The 15,592-nt window shown below is 74.5% G+C and carries 1 protein-coding gene; it reads left to right on the forward strand.

Annotated features, from left to right (window positions below):
- The coding region (locus G5C65_RS40735; RefSeq protein ID WP_206441852.1) for a non-ribosomal peptide synthetase at nucleotides 1-15,519 on the forward strand (15,519 nt) is incomplete at its 5' end.
- Between the last annotated feature and the right edge of the window lie 73 nt (nucleotides 15,520-15,592).

Consider the following 15,592-nt stretch of genomic DNA (forward strand, 5'->3'; position numbering starts at 1 on the left):
GGTGGTGTGGTGAGTTCGGTGCCGTCGGTGTTTGCGGAGTTGTTGGATCAGGTGGCGGGGCGGGTGTGTCCGGATGCGGTGGTGTTTGCGGGGGAGGCGTTGCCGGGGTCGTTGGTGGCGCGGGTGCGGGAGGCCCTTCCGGGGGTGCGGGTGGTGAATTCGTATGGGCAGACGGAGAGTTTTTATGCGACGGCGTTCTCTGTTGCGGCTGATGCGGAGTGGGGTGTGGGTGGGGCGGCTCCGATTGGTTCTCCGCTGGGTGCTGTGCGTGCTTATGTGCTTGGTTCTGGTCTGCGGCCGGTGCCGGTTGGTGTGGTGGGTGAGTTGTATGTGGCTGGTTCGGTGGCGCGTGGGTATCACGGGCGGGGGGCGTTGACTGCGGAGCGGTTTGTGGCCGATCCGTTTGGCGGGTCCGGTGAGCGGATGTATCGCACGGGTGATCTGGCGCGGTGGACGGCGCAGGGTGTGCTGGAGTATGTCGGGCGCGGGGATGCGCAGGTGAAGGTGCGCGGGTTCCGGATCGAACCGGGCGAGATCGAGGCGGTACTCACCCGGCATCCCGGCGTCGCCCACGCCGTCGTCACCACCGGAGAGAGCCGGGGCAGCAGGCAGCTCGTCGGCTACGTCGTCCCGGTGGAGGCCGACACGAGCGGACTCGGCAGCGTGGACAGCCTCCGCGACCTGGAGGTGGACCTCACCACCAGTGTGTCCGCGCGGGAACTGCGGCGCTTCGTCGCCGACCGGCTGCCGGAGTTCATGGTTCCGGCGGTGTTCGTCATGCTGGACCGGCTGCCGCTGGCCCCCAACGGCAAGCTGGACCGTACGGCGCTGCCGGCGCCCGAGTTCAGCGGCGGCGAGTACCGGGCTCCCCGGAAGGCCGCCGAGCGGGCCCTGGCCCAGGTCTACGCCGATGTGCTCGGGCTGGAGCAGGTCGGTATCGACGACGACTTCTTCACCATCGGCGGCGACAGCATCCGCGCCATCCAGGTGGTCTCCCGCGCCCAGGCGCAGGGAGTCGAGGTCACCCCGCGGCAGATCTTCGAGCACCGCACCGTGGCCGAGCTGGCCGAGGTGGCAGGCGCGGGCGGCCCGGCCGCCGAGGCGCTGGCGGAGCTGGAGGGCGGCGGCGTGGGCCGGATGCCGCTGCCGCCGGTCGGCGCGTACCTCACGGAGCTGGGCGGCGGCACCGACCGGTTCTCCATGTCCATGGTGGTCGAGCTGCCGGAGGGAATCGGCCAGGACGGGCTGTCCGCGACGCTGGACGCGGTGCTGGACCGGCACGACATCCTGCGCGCGCGGCTCGTGCCCGCCGGCGGCGGCCACGAGGCCCCGGGGCTGGAGACGGCGGCGCCGGGCTCGGTGGCGGCGGCCGGACTGATCCACCGCGTCGCGTGCGACGGCCGGTGGGACGACGCGTGGCAGCGGCTGGCCGCAGCGGAGCTGGACGCCGCCACCGGACGGCTCGACCCCGCCGCCGGGACGATGGCGCAGTTCGTGTGGTTCGACGCCGCACCGGGCGCAGGGCGGCTGCTGATCGTGCTGCACCACTTCGTCGTCGACGGCGTGTCCTGGCGGATCCTGCTGCCGGACCTCGCCGCCGCCTGGCGGCAGGTGCGGGACGGCCAGGCGCCGCAGCTCGCCCCGGTGGGCACCTCGGCGCGGCGCTGGGCGCACGCGCTGGCCGACGAGGCGGTGTCCGCCGAGCGGACGGCCGAGCTGGCGACGTGGCGCTCGGTGGTCTCCGGCCCCGACCCGCGGCTCGGCAGCCGGGATCTGGACCCCGCGGTGGACGTGATGTCCACGGTGGAGCACGAGTGGGTGCGGCTGCCGGTGCGGGCCACCGAGTCGCTGCTGACCGCGCTGCCCGCGGCGTTCCACGGCGGTGTCAACGACGGCCTGCTGACCGCGCTCGCCCTCGCCGTCGGCCAGTGGCGGCGGGCCCGGGGCGTCGAGGAGTCCTCGGTGCTGCTGCGCCTGGAGGGCCACGGCCGCGAACAGGACGTCGTCCCGGGGGCCGACCTGTCCCGCACGGTGGGCTGGTTCACCACCATGTACCCGGTCCGCCTCGACATCGCCGGGGTGGACCTCGACGACGCGCTGGCCGGCGGGCCCGCCGCGGGCGCGGCCGTCAAGGCGGTCAAGGAGCAGCTGCTGGCGGTGCCGGACCACGGCATCGGCTACGGCCTGCTGCGCTACCTCAACCCCCAGGCCGCCGAGGTGCTGCGGCGCTGCCCGACCGGCCAGATCGGCTTCAACTACCTGGGCCGGTACGCGGCGTCGGACATGCCCGAGCAGCTGCGCGGGCTGGGCTGGACCCAGGCCGAGGGCACCGCCGAGCTGGTCGCCGACCCCGACGCGGACATGCCCGCGCTCTCCGTGCTGGACGTCAACGCGCTCGTCACCGAGACCACGCAGGGCCCGCAGCTCGCGGCACGCATCGCCTTCCCCGGCGGCGTGCTCTCCCGCGAGGACGTGCGGGAGCTGGCCGACCTGTGGCGCTCGGCGCTGGAGACGCTGGCCCGGCACGCCGCCGGGCCGGGCGCGGGCGGCCTGACGCCGTCGGACGTGCCGCTGGTGCCGGTGACCCAGAGCGAGCTGGAGGTGTGGGAGCGGCGCTACCCCGGGCTGGCCGACGTATGGCCGCTCACGGCCATGCAGTCCGGGCTGCTGTTCCACGCCATGCTGGCCGGCTCCACCTTCGACGCGTACCAGATGCAGCTGGTCTTCCACCTCTCCGGCGAGGTCGACCCGGCCCGGATGCGGGCGGCCGGGCAGGCGCTGCTGGACCGGTACGCCAGCCTGCGGGTCGCGTTCGCCGCGGACTCGGCGGGCGACCGGGTGCAGGTCGTACAGGGCCGCGTGGCGCTGCCGTGGCAGCACCGCGACCTCAGCAGCCTGGACGGCGCCGAGCGCGACGAGGCGCTCAAGGCGTTCCTGAAGCAGGACCACGACACCCACTTCGACCTGGCCGCGGCCCCGCTGCTGCGGATATCCCTGGTGAAGCTCGCGGCGGACCGCTGGGAGCTGATCCTCACGGCCCACCATGTGCTGTTCGACGGCTGGTCGGTGCCGCTGCTGATGGAGGACCTGCTGCGGCTCTACGGCAGCGGCGGGGACCCCGCGGTGCTGCCCCGGGCGCGCGGCTACCGGGACTTCCTGGTGTGGCTGGCCGGACAGGACCGCGAGGCGGCGGCGCGGGCGTGGACGGACGAGCTGGCCGGGCTGGAGGCGCCCACCCTGCTCGCCCCCGACAGCCCCGAGGGCACCGAGCCGGGCGGCATCGGGCAGATCGACGTACCGCTGTCCGCCGACGACGCGCGGGAGCTCGGCCGGCACGCCGCCGAGCTGGGGCTCTCCCTGAACACCCTGGTGCAGGGCACCTGGGCGCTGCTGCTGGCGGAGCTGACCGGGCGCCAGGACGTGGTGTTCGGCGCCGCCGTGTCCGGCCGCCCGCCGGCCGTGGACGGCGTCGACGCGATGGTCGGACTGTTCATCAACACCCTCCCGGTGCGGGTGGACTGCGCCCCGGCGGCGTCCCTGCGGGAGCTGCTGACCGGCCTCCAGCAGCGGCAGAGCGCGCTGCTGGACCACCATCACCACGGGCTGGTCGAGATCCACCAGTCGACGGGGCTGCCGGTCCTGTTCGACACTCTCGTCGGCTTCGAGTCCTTCCCCATCGACCGGGCCGCGCTCGCGGAGGCCAACGCCGCAGCGGGCATCGAGATCGACTCCCTCAGCCCGATCAGCGGCGCCCACTACCCGCTGGTCGTGATGGCCTTCGGCGACCCGCACCTGCGGGTGGCCCTGCAGTACCAGCACCACCTGTTCGACGCCGCGACCGTCGAGGGCATCGCCGAGCGGTTCGGGCGGATCCTCCGGCGGCTGCTGACCGACCCGGAGGCGCCGGTCGCCGCCATGGAGGTGCTGGAGCCCGCCGTACGGGACCGGGTGCTCGGCACGTTCAACGACACGGCGGCCGAGGTGCCCGCGCTCGGCGTGCCCGAGGTGTTCGAGGAGCGCGCCGCCGGCACACCGGACGCCGTCGCCCTCGCCTGCGGCGCCGGCACCCTCACCTACCGCGAGCTGGACACCCGGGCCAACCGGCTGGCACACGTGCTGACCGGGCGCGGCGTGGGCCGAGAGTCCGTGGTCGGGGTGGCGCTGCCGCGCTCCGCCGAGCTGGTCGTCGCGCTGCTGGCGGTGCTCAAGGCCGGCGGCGCCTACCTCCCGGTGGACCCCGACTACCCGGCCGAGCGCCTGGAGTTCATGCTGCGCGACGCCGGCCCCGCGCTGCTGCTGACCGACGCGGACAGCGCCGCCGTGCTGCCCGGCACCGGCTGCCCGCGCGTCGTCCTCGACGACCCGGCCACGGCCGCCGCCGTCGCCGCGGCACCGGACGGGAAGCCGGCCGGCTCCCGGCCGGCGCACGGGGACCAGCTGGCGTACGTGATGTACACCTCGGGCTCGACCGGCGTGCCCAAGGGCGTCGCCGTCACCCACCGCGCCGTGACGGGCCTGGCGCTGGACCGCCGCTACCGGGGCGGCGCCCATGAGCGGGTGCTGCTGCACTCGCCGCAGGCGTTCGACGCCGCGACCTACGAGCTGTGGACCCCGCTGCTGGGCGGAGGCCGGGTCGTCGTGCCCCCGCCCGGCCGGCTGGACCCGGAGACGCTCGCCACCGTGCTGGCCGAGCAGGAGGTCACCGCGCTGTGGCTGACCGCCGGCCTGTTCAAGGTGATCGCCGACGAGCGCCCGGAGTGCTTCGCCGGCGTACGCGAGGTCTGGACCGGCGGCGACGTGGTGTCCCCGGCCGCGGCCGAGCGCGTGCTGCGCACCTGCCCGGATCTGACGGTCGTCGACGGCTACGGGCCGACGGAGACGACGACGTTCGCCGCCTGCCACCCGATGCCGTCCGCCGACGACGTGATCGAGCCGGTCCCGATCGGCCGCCCCATGGACAACATGCGGGTGTACGTGCTCGACAGCGCCCTGCGCCCGGTGCCGCCCGGCGTGCCCGGCGAGCTGTACATCGCGGGCGCGGGCCTGGCCCGCGGCTATGTGGGCCGCGCCGCGCTGTCGGCGGAGCGGTTCGTGGCCTGCCCGTTCGGCGGGCCGGGCGAGCGGATGTACCGCACCGGTGACGTGGTGGCCTGGACCGAGGGCGGCGAACTGGCCTTCCAGGGCCGGGTGGACGCGCAGGTGAAGATCCGCGGCTTCCGCGTCGAGCCCGGCGAGGTCGAGGCGGCCCTGGTGGCGCACTCCGGCGTCGCCCAGGCCGTCGTCACCTGGGACGACGACCGCTCCGGCGAGCGCCGTCTGGTCGGCTACGTGGTCCCCAGCGGGGAGGGCTCCGACACCGCGGACGCGGTGGAGCAGGTCGACGAGTGGGAGCAGATCTACGACCAGATCTACTCGGCCTCCGACGCCGCCTGGGGCGAGGACTTCACCGGGTGGATGTCCAGCTACACCGGGGCGCCCATCCCGCTGCCGGAGATGGCCGAGTGGCGGGACGCGGCGGTGGCGCAGATCGGCTGCTGGGCGCCGCGCCGGGTGCTGGAGATCGGCGTCGGCACCGGGCTGCTGATGTCGCAGCTCGTCTCCGGCACCGAGGAGTACTGGGGCACCGACATGTCGGCCGCCGTGATCGAGCGGCTGCGCGGCCAGGTGGAGCAGGTCGGCTGCGCGGACCGGGTGCGGCTGCGGCACCAGAACGCCGACGACACCTCGGGGCTGCCGCGCGAGCACTTCGACATCGTCGTGCTCAACTCCATCGTCCAGTACTTCCCCGACGCCGACTACCTGGACCGAGTCCTGGCCCAGGCGATGGACCTGCTCGCCCCCGGCGGGCGGATCCTCGTCGGCGACGTGCGGTACGCGGGCTCCCTGCGGCTGTTCCGCGCCGGGGTGCAGCGGGCGCTGCACCCGGAGGCCCCGGCATCGGTGGCGCGGGCCGCCGTCGCCCGCGCGATGCTGATGGAGAAGGAACTCGTCCTCGACCCGGAGTGGTTCACCGGCTGGGCCGACCGGCACGGCGCGGGCGCCGTCGACATCCGGCTCAAGCCCGGCCGCCCGCACAACGAGCTGACCCGGCACCGCTACGAGGTGGTGCTGCACAAGACCGGCGCGGACGCCGTGTCGCTGCACGACGCGCCGGCGCTCCCGTGGGGCCGCCCGCTGGCCGACCTCGAAGCCCTGGCGGAGCACTGCCGGGCCCAGGACGGCGGCCCGGTGCGGGTGACGCGGATCCCGAACGCGCGGCTCACCGGCGAGGTCGAGGCGGCCGCCGCGCTGGCGCTGATCGACGCGCCGGTGCCGGCGGGCCCCGCACTCGACCCGCAGGACCTGCGCGAGTGGGCCGCCGAACGCGGCTGGGGCGCGCTGGTGACCTGGTCGTCCGCCGCCGCCGAGTGCTTCGACGCGGTGATCTTCCCCGGCGGCCCCGTGGACGGGCAGGTGCTCTCCGGCGGCTTCACGCCCTCCGGGCGCCGCGACCGGACCACGGCGAACGACCCCGCGGCAGCGGGCCGGATCGGCGTCCTGGTCGGCGCGCTCCGCGGCTATCTGCAGGAGCGGCTGCCGGAGCACCTGGTGCCGTCCTCCGTGGTGGCCATCGCGGAGGTGCCGCTGACGCCGAACGGGAAGCTGGACCGGCGGGCCCTGCCCGCGCCGGACTTCGCCGCCGCGGCCACGGGGCGCGCCCCCCGCACCCCCCGCGAGGAGGTGCTGTGCGGGCTGTTCGCCGAGGTGCTCGGCCTGGACCGGGTCGGCATCGACGACGACTTCTTCGCCCTCGGCGGGCACTCGCTGCTCGCCACCCGGCTCGTCAGCCGGATCCGCGCCGCGCTGGGCGTCGAGGTCCACATCCGCGAGGTGTTCGCCTCGGCGACCGTCGCCGAGCTGGCCGAGCGGCTGCCCGCCGGGGGACAGGTGCGTCCCGCGCTGCGGCGCGCCGCCCGGCGCCCGGACCCGCTGCCGCTGTCCTACGCGCAGCGCCGGCTGTGGTTCATCGACCGCTTCGAGGGCCCCTCGGCGACGTACAACGCCCCGTTCCCGATGCGGCTGACCGGCGCGCTGGACGAGACCGCGCTGGCAGCGGCGGTCGGGGACGTGGTGGCCCGGCACGAGAGCCTGCGGACGGTGTTCGCCGACGACGGCGCCGGGGTGTCCCACCAGCGGGTGCTGCCCGCGGCCGAGGCGCGCCCCGAGGTGCCGGTGGTCGAGGTGGCCGCCGACGGCCTGGACGACGCCATGGCCGAGGCGTCCGCCCGGCCCTTCGACCTGGCGGCGGAGATCCCGGTGCGCGCCACCCTCTTCCGGTGCGGCGCGGAAGAACACGTACTGCTGCTGCTGATCCACCACGTCGCCAGCGACGGCTCCTCGATGGCGCCGCTGGCGCGGGACCTGTCCACCGCGTACGCGGCCCGGGTGCGGGGCGCGGAGCCGCAGTGGGCGGAACTGCCGGTGCAGTACGCCGACTACACGCTGTGGCAGCAGGAGCTGCTGGGCGACGAGACCGACCCCGGCAGCGTGCTGTCCACCCAGGTGGACTACTGGCGGGACGAGCTGGCGGGCGTGCCGCAGCCGGTGCGGCTGCCCACCGACCGCCCGCGCCCGCCGGTGGCCTCGCACGAGGGCGCCGCGGTGGAGTTCTCCCTCGACCCGCGGGTCGTGGCCCGGCTGGAGGAGCTGGCCCAGGAGCGCGGCGCGACGGTGTCGATGGTGCTGCACGCCGGGCTCGCGGTGCTGCTGCACCAGCTCGGCGCGGGCGACGACATCACGATCGGCTCCCCGATCGCGGGCCGCACCGACGAGGCCCTCCAGGACCTGGTCGGGTTCTTCGTCAACACCTGGGTGCTGCGCGCCGACCTCGCGGGCAACCCCGCCTTCGCCGACCTGCTGGAGCGGGTCCGGGAGAAGTCCCTGACCGCGTACGACAACCAGGACGTGCCGTTCGAGCGCCTGGTGGAGGCGCTGAACCCGGAGCGGTCCACCGCGTACTCGCCGCTGTTCCAGGTGATGTTCGCCTGGCAGAACTTCGACCGCAGGGACTTCAGCCTGCCCGGCCTGCGGGTGGAGTTCGAGCGGGTGCGCTCCGAGACCGCCAAGTTCGACCTCTTCTTCAACCTGGCCGACATCCCCGGCAGGGGCGTGGTGGGCCTGCTGGAGTACGCCACCGACCTGTACGACGCACGGACGGCTGAGCAGTTCGCCGCCCGCTTCGTCAAGGTCCTGGAGCAGCTCGCGGACGACCCGGACCTGCGGGTGGGCGGCGTGGAGCTGCTGGAGCCCGCCGAGCACGAGGCGGTGCTGCGGGAGTTCAACGACACGGAGCGGCCGGTGCCCGCGCTGTCGGCGGTGGAGCTCGTCGAGCGCCGCGCCGCCGAGACGCCGGACGCCGTCGCGGTGGTCTACGGCGACAGGTCGCTCACCTACCGGGAGCTGGACACCCGCGCGAACCGGCTCGCCCATGTGCTGGCCGAGCGCGGGGTCGGCGCCGAGAAGGTGGTGGGGCTGGCCCTGCCGCGCACGGCGGAGCTCGTGGTGGCCACGCTGGCGGTGTGGAAGGCGGGCGCGGCGTATCTGCCGATCGACCCGAAGTACCCCAGCAGGCGGCTCGACTTCATCCTGTCCGACGCCCGGCCCCGGCTGGTGCTCACCGACACGGTCACGGCCGGGGTGCTGCCGGACACCGGAGTGCCGCATCTGCTGGTCGACGAGGTGGACCTGGATGTCGGCGAAGTCGGCGACGCCGCGCCCCTCGGCCGCAGGGCCGAGCCGCAGCGGGCCGCGTACGTGATGTACACCTCCGGCTCGACCGGGGTGCCCAAGGGCGCGGTGGTCCCGCACGCCACCGTCGTCAACGACGTGCTGCGGCTCGCGGAAGCGGTCGGCGTCGGCGCCGGCACCCGGGTGCTCGCGGCCACGTCCGTGAACTTCGACGTATCGGTGTTCGAGACGATCACCACGCTCGCCGCGGGCGGCACCGTCGAGGTGGTCCGCGACGTGCTGACGCTGGGCGAGCGCGGCGGCTGGAGCGGCGGCGTGATCAGCACGGTGCCCTCCGTCTTCGCCGAGCTGCTGGACCAGCTGGCCGGGAGGATCGAAGCGGAGGCCGTGGTCTTCGCCGGCGAGGCGCTGCCCGCGTCCCTGGTGGCGCGGGTACGGGAGGCCATCCCCGGCGTCCGGGTGGTGAACTCCTACGGCCAGACCGAGAGCTTCTACGCCACCGCCTTCTCCGTTCCGGCCGACGCCGAGTGGAGCGCGGGCGGCGCCGCCCCGATCGGCTCCCCGCTCGGCAATATGCGCACCTACGTGCTCGGCTCCGGCCTGCGGCCGGTCCCGGTCGGCGTGGTCGGCGAGCTGTACGTGGCCGGCTCGGTGGCGCGCGGCTACCACGGGCGCGGGGCGCTGACCGCGGAGCGGTTCGTGGCCGACCCGTTCGGCGGGCCCGGCGCGCGGATGTACCGCACCGGCGACCTGGCACGGTGGACGGCGGACGGCCGGCTGGAGTACGCCGGACGCGGCGACGCCCAGGTGAAGGTGCGCGGCCTGCGCATCGAGCCCGGCGAGGTCGAGGCGGTGCTCACCCGGCACCCCGGCGTGGCGCAGGCCGTGGTGACCACCCGCGAGGGGCACCGGGGCAGCACCCAGCTGATCGGCTATGTCGTCGCCGCGGGCGGCGACGACGGCGGCATGGTGGACGCCGAGGGCCATGTGGAAGCCGATATGACCGCCGGGATCACCGTGCGCGAGCTGCGCCGCTACGCCGCGGCCCGGCTGCCGGAGTACATGGTCCCCTCGGTGCTGGTGATGCTGGACCGGCTGCCGCTGGCCCCCAACGGCAAGCTGGACCGCGCTGCGCTGCCCCAGCCGCAGCTCACCAGCGGCGCCTACCGGCCGCCGCGCACGGCGGAGGAGGAGATCCTCGCCGGGGTCTACGCCGACGTCCTCGCCCTGGAGCGGGTGGGCATCGACGACGACTTCTTCGCCATCGGCGGCGACAGCATCCGCTCCATCCAGGTCGTCTCGCGCGCCCGCGCCCAGGGCGTCGAGGTGTCGCCCCGGCAGGTCTTCGAGCAGCGGACCGTCGCCGAACTGGCCCAGGTCGCCACGGCCGGGGCCGGCGCCGCACCGCCGCTGGCCGAGCTGGACGGCGGCGGCGTCGGCGACCTGCCGCTCCCGCCGGTCGCCCGGCACTTCAGGGAGCTGGGCGGCGGCTTCGGCCGGTTCTCCATGTCCGCCGTCCTGGAGCTGCCTGCGGAGATCGACGAGGCGGGCCTCGGCGCGGTGCTGACCGCGGTCCTGGACCACCACGACATCCTGCGTTCCCGGCTGGTCCCCGGCGGCAGCCTGCGCATCACCGAGCCCGGCACCGTCGAGGCGGCCCCGCTGCTGCGCCGGGTGAGCTGCTCCGGCGACTGGGACGCGCGGTGGCGGCGGACGGCGCAGGCCGAACTGGACGGCGCCACCGGCCGGCTGGACCCGTCCGGCGGGGTGATGGCGCAGTTCGTGTGGTTCGACGCCGCACCGGGCGCAGGGCGGCTGCTCATCGTGCTGCACCACCTCGTCGTCGACGGCGTGTCCTGGCGGATCCTGGTGCCCGACCTCGCCGAGGCGTGGCAGCGGGTGCGGGACGGCCGCACGCCCGAACTGCCCCCGGTGGGCACCTCGGCGCGCCGCTGGGCGCACGCGCTGGAGGAAGCGGCGTCGGAGCCGGACCGGGTGGACGAGCTGGATCTGTGGCGCAGCCTGGTCGAGGGCCCTGACCCGCTGCTCGGCTCGCGCGCCCTGAACCCCGCGGTGGATGTGATGTCCACGGTGGAGTCCGTCGCGGCCGAGCTGCCGGAGCCGGTGACCGAGTCGCTGCTGACCCGGGTGCCCGCGGCGTTCCACGGCGGGGTCAACGACGGCCTGCTGGCCGCGCTGGCCCTCGCCGTCGCGCGGTGGCGCCGGGAGCGCGGCGTCGAGGAGTCCTCGGCTCTGATCCGGCTGGAGGGGCACGGCCGCGAGGAGCAGGCGGTGCCCGGGGCCGACCTGTCCCGCACCGTGGGCTGGTTCACCAGCATGTTCCCCGTCCGGCTGGACGTCGGCGAGGCCGATCTGGACGAGGCGTTCGCGGGCGGCCCGGCCGTCGGCGCCGTGGTCAAGGCCGTCAAGGAGCAGCTGCTGGCCATCCCCGACAAGGGACTCGGCTACGGGCTGCTGCGCCACCTCAACCCGGTGACCGGCGGGGAGCTGGCGACCCACTCCAGCGGCCAGATCTCGTTCAACTACCTGGGCCGGATCGCCGCGGACGAGCTGCCGGAGCAGCTGCGGGGCCTCGGCTGGGCGCTGGCGCCCGACACGGTCGGTATGACGGCGGACCTGGACGCGGACATGCCCGCGCTCTCGACGCTGGACGTCAGCGCGTATGTCACCGACACCGAGGACGGCCCGCGGCTGAAGGCCCGGGTCGCCTTCCCGGCGGGGGTGCTCGACCGGGAGGCGGCCCAGCGGCTGACCGACCTGTGGTGCGCGGCGCTGGAGGCGCTGACCCGGCACGCAGACGGGCCGGCGGGCGGCGGACTGACCCCGTCGGACCTGCCGCTGGTGGCGGCCGACCAGGGCCAGATCGACGCGTGGGAGGAGCGCTACCCGGGCCTGGCCGACGCCTGGTCGCTCACCCCGCTCCAGTTCGGCCTGATGTACGAGACCATGCGCCTGGAGGAGGGCGCCTTCGACCCGTACCTGGTGCAGATCGCCTTCCATGTGCACGGCGAGGTCGACCCCGCCAGGATGCGCGCTGCGGCGCAGGCCCTGCTGGACCGGTACGCCAACCTCAGGGCGGCGTTCGTCTCCGGCGCCGACGGCGAACTGGTGCAGCTCGTCGTGGACGGCGTCCAGGTGCCCTGGCGGGACGTGGACCTGCGCGGCCTGGGCGAGCAGGAGCGCGAGGAGGCGTTCCAGCGGCTCCTCGCCGAGGACCACTACGACCAGTTCGACCCGGCCGAGCCGCCGCTGCTGCGGTTCGCGCTGGTCCGTACGGAGCCGGAGCGCGCCGAACTGGTGCTGACCGTCCACCATGTGCTGTTCGACGGCTGGTCCTTCCCGGTGCTGGTGCAGGACCTGGTGCGGCTGTACGCGGCGGGCGGCGATGTGACGGTGCTGCCGCGGGCCCCCGAGTTCCGGGACTTCCTGGTCTGGCTCTCCCAGCGGGACCAGGAGGCCGCCGACCGGGCCTGGGCCGAGGAGCTGGCCGGGGTCGCCGAACCCACCCTGCTGCGGCCCGAGCTGGCGCAGGACGTCGCGGCCGCGCAGGACGAGCGCGTCGGGCAGGTCGACGTCCCGCTGCCGATGGAGGACGCCCGCGGGCTGCAGCGGCGCGCCGCCGAGCTCGGGGTGTCCATGAACACCCTGGTCCAGGGCGTCTGGTCGGTGCTGCTCGGCCAGCTGACGGGCCGCCAGGACGTGATCTTCGGGACCACCGTCTCCGGCCGCCCGCCCGCCGTGCCCGGCGTCGACCAGATGGTGGGCCCGTTCATCAACACCCTGCCCGTGCGGGTGGAGTACGCGCCCGGCGACACCCTCGGCGCGGTGCTGCGGCGGCTCCAGGAGCGGCAGACGGCGCTGCTGGACCACCACCACTACGGGCTGCACCGCATCCAGCGGGTCACAGGGCTGAACGAGCTGTTCAACACCATCGTGCTGTTCCAGTCGTTCCCGGTGGACAAGGAGGGCCTGGACGAGGCGCACAGCGCGGCGGGCATCACCGTCACCGGCATCCGCCCGTCCACCGGAGCCCCGTATCTGATGGGCCTGGCCGCCGACTCCGAGCCGTATCTGCGCATGATCCTGCAGTACCAGCGCAGGGCCGTCAGCCGGGAGACCATGGAGCTGGTCGCGGGCCGCGTCCAGCGGATCCTGCGGCAGCTGCTGGCCGACCCGGAGGTGCCCGTCGGCGCGGTGGACATCATGGAGCCCGCCGAGCGGGAGCGGCTGCTGTACCGGTTCAACGACACGGCGGTGCCCAACCCCCGGCGGACCATCCCCGAGCTGTTCGAGCGCCAGGTCACCGCGGCGCCGGACGCCACCGCCGTGCTCTTCGAGGACACCGCCCTCACCTACCGGGAGCTGGACGCGCGGGCCAACCGGCTGGCGCGGGTCCTGGCCCGGCGCGGGATCGGCCCGGAGACGGTCGTCGGGGTCACCCTGCGCCGCTCGCCCGAGTGGTGCGTGGCGGTCCTCGCGGTGCTGAAGTCCGGCGGCGCCTATCTGCCGCTGGACCCGGCCTACCCGGCGGAGCGGCTGACGTTCATGGTGGAGGACTCCGGGACCCGGCTGATCCTGACCGACGAGCACACCGCCGGGCAGCTTCCCGAACTGCCCGCCGAGGTGCGGCGGCTGGACGAAGCGGAGTTCGCCGGACCCGCGGACGCCGCAGGCGACCCGGGCGGAGCCGGGGACGCGCCGCTCACCGACGCGGACCGGGTCCGCCCGCTGTCGGTGGCCAACGCCGCGTACGTCATCTACACCTCCGGATCCACCGGGCAGCCCAAGGGCGTCACGGTCACGCACACCGGGTTCGCCAACGTGGTCGCGGTGATCGCGGACCGGCTCAAGGTCAGCTCGGGCAGCCGGGTGCTGCAGTTCGCCTCGCCCAGCTTCGACGTGTCGGTCGGCGAGATGTGCATGTCCCTGTTCTCCGGGGCGGTGCTGGTGATGGCGGACCCGGACCGGCTCGCAGCGGGCAGCGCGCTCGCCGAGACCGTCGCCGGGCACCAGGTGACCCACGCGATCATCCCGCCCGCCGTGCTCGCCACGATGGAGCCGGACGCGCTGCCCTCCGTCGAGTCCCTGATGGTCGCCGGCGAGGCGACCTCGCCGGAGCTGGTGGCGGCCTGGGCGCCGGGACGGCGGATGTTCAACGGCTACGGCCCGACGGAGACCACCGTCGGCGTCACCGTGAGCGAGCTGACCGACGACGGCCGGGTGCCGATCGGGCGGCCCATCATGAACACCCGCGCCTATGTCCTGGACGAGGCGCTCCGGCCGGTGCCCGTCGGGGTGCCCGGCGAGCTGTACCTGGCGGGCGCCGGTGTGACCCGCGGCTATCTGGGCCGTCCGGGAATGACCGGACAGCGCTTCGTGGCCTGCCCGTTCGGGGAGGCCGGCGAGCGGATGTACCGCACCGGCGACCTGGTGGCCTGGACGCAGGACGGCGAGCTGGACTTCCACGGCCGCGCCGACAACCAGGTGAAGATCCGCGGCTTCCGCGTCGAGCTCGGCGAGATCGAGTCGGCGCTCACCGCGCACGCGTCGGTGGGCCAGGCCGTGGTGATCGCCCGGGAGAAGAGCGACGGCGACCGGCAGCTCGTCGCGTACCTGGTCGGCGCGGACGCCGGGAGCGGCGTCGGCACCACCGAGGAGCTGCGCGGACATCTGGAGTCGCGGATGCCGGACCATATGGTCCCGGCCGCGTTCGTCGCCCTCGACGAGCTGCCGCTGACCCCGAACGGGAAGGTCGACCGGGACGCGCTGCCCGACCCGGAGTTCACCGGCGTCGCCTACCGCGCCCCGGGCACCCCGCTGGAGCGGACCCTGGCCGCGCTGTACGCCGAGGTGCTGGATGTGGAGCGGGTCGGCCTCGACGACGGCTTCTTCGAGCTGGGCGGGCACTCGCTCCAGGTCACCAAGCTGCTCAGCCGGATCCAGGCGGAGCTGGGGGTCCGGGTCCCGATCCGGGCGATGTTCACGGCGACGACCGTCGCGACGCTGGCCGCGTACATGGAGGAGCGGACCGGCGCCACCAGCCGCCCCGAGTTCGCCGACCCCTTCGCGACCGTGCTGCCGATGCGGGAGGGCGGCACCGGGACGCCCGTGTGGTTCATCCACCCGGGGGCCGGGCTGTGCTGGTCGTACCTGGGCTTCGCCGGGAAGCTGGGCGACCGCCCGGTGTACGGGATCCAGGCGCGCGGCTTCGACGGCTCGACCGGGCCGGAGTCCACCGATGTGATGATCGCCGAGTATGTGGAGGAGATCCTCGCGGTGCAGCCGGAGGGCCCCTTCCACCTCGTCGGCCACTCCACCGGCGGCACCTACGGCCAGGCGATCGCCGCGGAGCTGCGGACCCGGGGCTTCGAGGTTCCGGTGCTCGCGCTCCTCGACAGCCCGCCCGCCACCTGGTTCCGGACCATCGACGGCACCCTGAACTACGACGAGGTGCGGCTGTTCTTCGCGAACTACTTCCTCACCTCGGTCGACGAGGGGGAGCGCGAGGGCCTGGTGGAGACCGCGACCACCATGTTCCGCCGGCGTGCGGAGCAGCTGCTGGACTTCGATCCCCCCGTGTTCGACGGAGACGTCCTGTACTTCAACGCCACGAAGAACCCCGACGACTCCTACAGCGGACAGTGGGAGCCACTGATCAGCGGCTCCGTACACCACCACGACATCGAGACCACCCACGTCGACATGATCAAGCCGGGCCCGGACGCGGAGATCTGCCGCCTCATCCGGCGCCACCTCGACGGCACCGACTGACGGGCCGGCCGACAGCACCGACGGACGCCATCGGGGTACCGGCCCGGCCGGTACCCCGACCGTCCCCCCCGAC

The organism is Streptomyces boncukensis, from assembly GCF_011045075.1.
Classification (GTDB): Bacteria; Actinomycetota; Actinomycetes; order Streptomycetales; family Streptomycetaceae; genus Streptomyces; species Streptomyces boncukensis.